At 37.4% G+C, this 6,862-nt stretch carries 3 protein-coding genes; 1 reads left to right on the top strand and 2 read right to left on the bottom strand.

Going from position 1 to position 6,862, the window contains the following annotated elements:
• Positions 1-209 precede the first annotated feature (209 nt).
• Both ACFIMU_RS08380 and ACFIMU_RS08375 read right to left on the bottom strand, forming a co-directional pair.
• Complete coding sequence (locus tag ACFIMU_RS08380; protein ID WP_375607503.1) at positions 210-584, bottom strand: hypothetical protein; 375 nt, start codon at positions 582-584, stop codon at positions 210-212.
• Between the two features lie 644 nt (positions 585-1,228).
• On the bottom strand, positions 1,229-2,356 hold the full coding sequence (locus tag ACFIMU_RS08375; RefSeq protein WP_375607504.1) for a metallophosphoesterase: 1,128 nt from the start codon (positions 2,354-2,356) through the stop codon (positions 1,229-1,231).
• A gap of 777 nt (positions 2,357-3,133) precedes the next feature.
• Here ACFIMU_RS08375 and ACFIMU_RS08370 point away from each other — a divergent pair.
• A partial coding sequence (locus ACFIMU_RS08370) for an autotransporter outer membrane beta-barrel domain-containing protein (protein ID WP_375697010.1) occupies positions 3,134-6,862 on the top strand: 3,729 nt, incomplete at its 3' end.

The following is a 6,862-nucleotide window of genomic DNA, read 5'->3' as shown; positions in this document are numbered from 1 at the left end:
AGCCAGTCCACATAAAAAAGATGTGGTCCTAACATCAGCAAAGGATCTCTCATAGACGCCCTCCCCTTGATTGTATCCCTTCCAGCACGTCATCTCTTTCAAAACGTATCATTGCATCTCTCCTACCATTGCGCTCTCCTAGCACTTCATCCCTCCCCTCATTGTGTTCTTTCCAGCACGCCGTCTTTTCCCTTATTCTGTCGCCCGTATCATTCTGTCCCGCCATGCAGCGCATTGGCACGTGCCCGTTGCAAAGCATGGGCAACCGCACGACCAGTGACAACAGGATCACGCGCCCCATTAACATGCACTGTGACATTTTGATTGTGTGTGATGGGGGAACGGTCTTTGTCTCTTTGCTCTCTCACAGATGAATTTACAGGAGAAGCTCCCGCAAATTGTGCTATGGGTTGGATGGTTGTTTTGCCCCCCAAAAAACTTGGCAAAAAATCTCTTACATCAATGGAACCAATCCACCCCTTCATGCGGCTGGGAAAAGATTTACAAAAATCGCTCAACTTTGTGATGGGGCCCATAAAACCATAAACAATCCAATTGGCTAAATCTTCGCCGGCTTGTTCCATACCAGCCTTGGCACCCTCCGAGAGCTTTTCCTGTGTAAAAAAACTCTTTCTAAACTGGAACTTCTTAAAATCCCCTTTTTACACCTCTCTCAAAGCAAAGATAAAACTGCCAAAACACGTGAGAGTCATCTAAGGATAATTGCATGAAACCATAACAGCTATAAACAGACTCCAATATTTGTATCATATTATTGTAACGATTTACTTACGTATAAAAGAAGAAAATAAAAAGCTTTTCTTATGAAAAAGAGTTGCCCATGAGTAGATATTATAAACTCTAACAAAGGGCATAACTTGATAATTATACCGCAACAAACTAATAGAAACAGCCTTCTTGATAATTCTGGACAACATGTGCTAGCAAATTATGAACACACCCTTGACAAACTCCCCTTTGCTTCAAGGATGAAAGCCTAAAAGGAAAAATAGAATAACAAACCATTATTCCGCTTTGTATTAAAGCTCCGTTCACATTAAACCATTGCACTTATAGCGTATAACCTGAAATCTCAGCAGCTTTGAAAAAAATATGTCTGATTTTTTATTCTATTTTTAAGTAACACTCAGATACTCTCATTGCTCTTCAAATCCGCACATATAATACGTCTTTTCCCTCATGCTTTAAGACAAAGAAACAAATTCTATTATAACTTACTGCAACTTGCCGAAAATTGGGTGTCTTTCCCTATAACACCAAGATCTTTAATTAAAAGCGGTTTTCCTATTTCTCCATTATAGGCTTTAACGTGAATTGTCTTGCCTTTCACATCTATGAGGTAATAATCTCCATTAAAAAGCGCACCAGCTGTATAGATAGGGATATTTCCAAAAACCTTATCGTTTTTTGCACGGCAATAGGACTGATAATGCGTGTGACCTACGAAGATTGCTTTAACATTATGAGAGGTAACAATTGACTTAAAGACCGACAAATCTTTAGCATTCTTTTTACGAATAAAAAAGGATTCACCATCAATGGAAGCAGCACGCGCATCATGAAAATTAATGATTGTCACTTTACCTCTTGCATCAGCAGCAGCTAAATCGTTCTTAAGCCAATCTAAAGATTTATTGATTTGCACTTCTGTAGACTTCCCCTTCAAACCAACAGTATAGCTTGGATAATTGTGAAGCTGCACATAATGAACATCTCCATAATCCCAAGAATAACTCAAACTCCCCCTTACCAAGCGAACATTTCCACCCGAAATGGGAACCAAACTTTCAGTAACATCTGCATTGAAATGCAATAATTGACTACGGTATTTTTTGATTTCCGATACCATTCTTGAAACTGCACTTATAGCACAAGCATCTTTGTAAAAATTGAATTCTTGAGGATTTGTACAATTACCAACATTATTGGCATAATCATGATTCCCTAGCCCCTCATAGACAGGCGCTCCAAGAGTTTTATAAACATTTTTATAATCATCATAGTTTTTTTGTTGTCCAAACTCCGTCAGATCACCATTGACAATATGGAACGCAGCCTTGTGCGCTTTTATCACACCAGCAACTTGCTCATTTATCTTTAACCATGGCTCTCTGTTTGATACTCCATTGGCATCACCAGAGTTTAAACGCCACGGTTGCGGATCAGCCATGATGATAGCAGTATAATTTTTCTCAAGAGACTTTTCTTTCATAGGCCACATAAATGCATCATGATAAAGCCTCTTGTCCCTTCTTAACTTTTCAGAATCAAGGTTAAAACAACCAGAGAGAGTAAAAGCAATCACGGTGATTACCAATTTAACTTTATATCTCATAAACCTATCACCATAAAAACGTTACATATTTTATTGTATTATAAAAATTTTCTCAGAAGTAATTTTTTAAATTTTCTTGTCAAGAATATGTCAAAAATTCAAAATAATGAAAGCAATGATCCTTCAATGAAAGTGCACTTTGATGATATAAAAGCACTGTTGATTTAAAGCCTTCAACTTGAAGCATCTTCATTGATTAAGATTTATAAGCTTGGGCTCTTGCTCTTTCAAATGTCATCGATACATCAACAGCTTATAAAAACTTAGTCGTATACTATTAAAATATCCCCAACAGGAGAAAAAATGTATTCTTAATACTAGAACATCAAACTCCTTTGGATATCAAGATCAAATATATTAGAATATTATGATAAATAAGGTATAAATAATCAAAAGTGCTAGCAACAGTGTTTTAGTATTACCGTCATCACTTACATTGACAATCTATAAAAATGCATAAGTATTACAGAAAATAATATCATTACTTTATAAAAAATAATATAAATTATGTAATTATTATAATAATATTTATAATTTCTATAATAGATATTTACAATAAATTTAATTATATAATATAAATAATTACAAACACATTGTGTGTTCAATATAAATTCACACAAATTTAATATTATTTATTTTTTAATTTTGACAAAAAATCAAAAATAGCTTACCAAATAAGGACAATTACTGAAATTAATAACAACTATCCATTTTCACTTCTTCTTATGAAGTTTGCGGGGAAATGAATATTTGGGGGCTCTCATAAGGAGAATACTGGTGTATAAAACATCCCTTTTATCATGCACGGCTGCGGCTGCTATCATCCTATTCAACATCCAGTTCACTGCACATGCTGAAACTCTTGGCGTTACCAACGAAGAAAAAGATATATCCGGAAAAACGTACGAGACTATTTATGTAAAAGACAAAGGAAAAATCACCGGTAGCACTGTAACTGTAACTGGAAATGAAAGCACAAATGCAGATACAAACAATGATAAGTATGTTGTAACAGTTGAAGGTGCTAACAGTGCGCTTAAATTAAATGGCTTAAATATTCAAGGCACTGATTCTGATGTTCGTTTCGGTATTTCTGTAAAAGACGGCGCTAACATCAACCTAACTGGGGGGAACATTACAACGTCTCAAACTGGCGTTTATATTGACGGCAGCGACAAAAATATACTGCAAAATGTAGTGATATCAAATAATAAAAATGAAATTTCACAACTCATTGGAGTGCAATCAGATAATGGAAGTAACATCACTTTAACAAATGTAAACGTTACGCACGCAGAAGTTGGTATACTCGCAAATAATAATTCTCGAATCAACGTATCCGGAGGATCATTCGAAGGTAAAATGGATGGCGTATATGCTATGAGCGGCACCACCATTACTGTAGATGGCGGTACTAACGTTACCTCATCTAATGGTAACGGACTTCATGCCATCGATGAAAAGAGCGAAATTATAATGACAGGAGGAAGCGTAATTGGAAAAGATGCAGCATTATCTGCAGACGAAGGTGGACATATTACTGTCACGGGTAGTACTCTAACAGCAAAGAGTAATAACCCTAATACATCTACTAATGATAATAAAATCGAAAGTGGATTCGGTGCCTTGTCTCAAGGCAAAAACAGTGTGGTTGAATTATCTAGTACAACGATTAATGATGCGACAATCGGGCTCAAAACACAAGAGAGTGGCGCAATCAAAATGACTGGGGGAAGCATTACAGCTTCCAAAGTTGGTGCTTTCTTCTTGGGCAGCAAGAGCAAAGAAAACAAACTGAAAGATGTAGTGATATCAAGTGGGAAAGATGATGCGCCACTAATCAATGGAATCAAAGCAACTAACAGTAATGTCACTTTAAATAATGTAACAGTGACGCAAGCACAAACTGCCATAGATGCATATGATTCCACAGTAAAAGTCTTAGGAGGATCATTTAATGCAGAAAAAGCAGCAATATTTACTCAAAACGGCGGCAACATCACTTTAACTGGCGATGCAAAAATTATATCATATAATGATGCTGGACTCTATGCGGAAGGTTCAAAGTCCATCATCGAAATGACAGGAGGGAGCATCACAGCGCAAGAGGAAGCAGTAAAGACAACATCCGGCGGCCATATTACTGTTACAGATGTCACCCTAAAAACAAATGGTTATGGAGTTGGTGCAGCTTCTAATGACCCTGGTAGCATGGTTGAATTACTTGGAAAGACAACGATTAATAATGCTTTCATAGGGCTTAAAGTACTAGATGATGGTGCAATCAAGATGATTGGGGGGACCATTACAGCTTCTACAGCTGGTGCTGGATTCTTAAACAGTAACAGTCGTGAAAACAAACTAGAAAATGTGACAATATCGGGTGTTAAAAAGGATGTGCCACTGTTCTTTGGAATAAAAGCAGATAAAAGTACCGTCACTTTAAAAAATGTAACAGTGACTCAAGCAGCCACCGGTGTATTTGAAAAAGGTGTATTAGCAGAGAATGATTCGACAATAACAATCTCGGGAGGATCATTTCATGCACAAAATACAACAATATCTGCTCAAAACGGCAGTGCCATCATTTTAACCAACAATGCAAACATTACATCATCTGATAATGTTGGACTCTATGCGGAAGGTTCAAAATCCACCATCACAATGACGGGAGGAACTGTAACCGCTGCAAACATGGCAGTGTTTGCAAAAAAAGGTGGGCATATTGATGCCACAGATGTTGCTTTAACAACAGAGGGAAAAGGAAGCGGTGCATTTGTAAGTGGCAATGACAGCACAATTCAATTGCATGGTGATACAATAATTAACAATACTTTGAGCGGACTCGATGCCGGTAATGGTGGTAAAATCATTAGCGAAAACTTATCGATAATCGGTGGTGAAGCACTTGAAGGCCCCGACAACGAACGCACTGGTATATGGACATCGGACTCTGGTAGTGAAGTTAGGTTAATGGGCAAAACAACCATTCAAAATGTTGATGAAGGGTTTTATGCAGACGGTGGAAGTAAAATCATTAGCGGAGATTTAACAATAACTGGTGGTGAAAGTAAAAAACAAACCGTTGCTGTAAACGTTGCGGAACTTGGTAGTGCAATCGAATTAAATGGTAAAACAATCATTCAAAGTTTTGATGTTGGTCTTTTTGCAGGAAATAATAGCACGATTAAGATGACGAATGGTTATATTGGAACAGCAGAGAATACAATCAAAAATAAAATAGAAGCAAAAAAAGTTGCACTATGGGCGGCATTTAACGGACATATTGATGTCGTGAATACTTCTATGATAGCAGGAGTTGCTGGTTTGCAATTTATAGCTCTCTCTAATCCTGATCTAGATTATCCAGATGTTCCACAAAAACGTAAAAACAGTGAAATCAATTTGACAAATGCAGATGTTCACGCTGAAAATGGTACTGGAATTTTTGTTGGAGCTTTCACTAACACAAACATGGAAGATATTCCAACTTTATCAATCGGTACAGTCAGTCTCAAAAATTCAGAAATCCATGCCGACGTATTATTAGGAGATGGACTTTTCGAAGATCCAAAATCTTGGAAAAACGACAATTATTGGAACAATAAAGAGGTTAAAGCGATCTCCAATGGCACCTTCACCTTAAGTGCTGATCAGTCTACTCTAGAAGGCAGAGCGAATATTGCTAAAGACAGAAATGTACGTTTTGATCTGAAAAACAATACGAAATGGACGTTGAAAATCAGCAAAAACGAAAAAGATGCTGATGGCAATCTCCTTGATATCGCTCAAAGATCTCGTTCTGATATTTCCACGCTTAATCTCGATAACAGCTCCATTGTTTTTGAGAAACCAACAGAAGATCACTACCAAACATTGCATATAGGTTCTGGTAAACCAGACACGCAAGAAGTCTACAACGCAACGGGAGACGCAAAGATTTACTTCAACATTGCTTGGAGTAATGGCGTAGTAAGTGCCGATCAAAAAACCGATAGGCTTCTCATTCACGGTGATGTCTCAGGCTCCACAACAGTTTATATTAAAAGCGATTCTGGAAATGAAAGTAGTGTAGTCAATGCTGCTGATCCTTCAAATATAGGTGGACTCTCGCTCATCCAAGTTGCAGGAAAAGCACAGGAAGACTCCTTTAAATTAGCCAAAGGCTATACCACACTAGGGGGAGAACCTTACAAATATACACTAACTGCTTATGGACCAGACTCAAGCCATGGTACAGCCGATATTGAGCAAAACCTCTTTGATGAGAAGAATGAAAATTTCTGGGATTTCCGCTTACATAAAGAAATTCTTGAAACGGATTCTGGTCCAAGTGTGATCGTCCCTGTAGCACAAACGGCCAGTTACTTAGTCATGCCAAATGCTCTCTTCTATAGTGGATTAACTGATATGGCTAAACAAAACGCATTCTTAGCCAATATCAGAACATCTGTCTTAGGAAAAGAAGAGGAAAAACAAACCGGTTTCTTCCTCTATACTTACGGA

The sequence above is a fragment of the Bartonella sp. AC70YNML genome (assembly GCF_042196545.1).
In the GTDB taxonomy this organism is placed as follows: Bacteria; Pseudomonadota; Alphaproteobacteria; order Rhizobiales; family Rhizobiaceae; genus Bartonella.
Note: the sequence above shows the minus strand (reverse complement) of the source record. Positions and strands in the feature narration are given on the sequence as shown.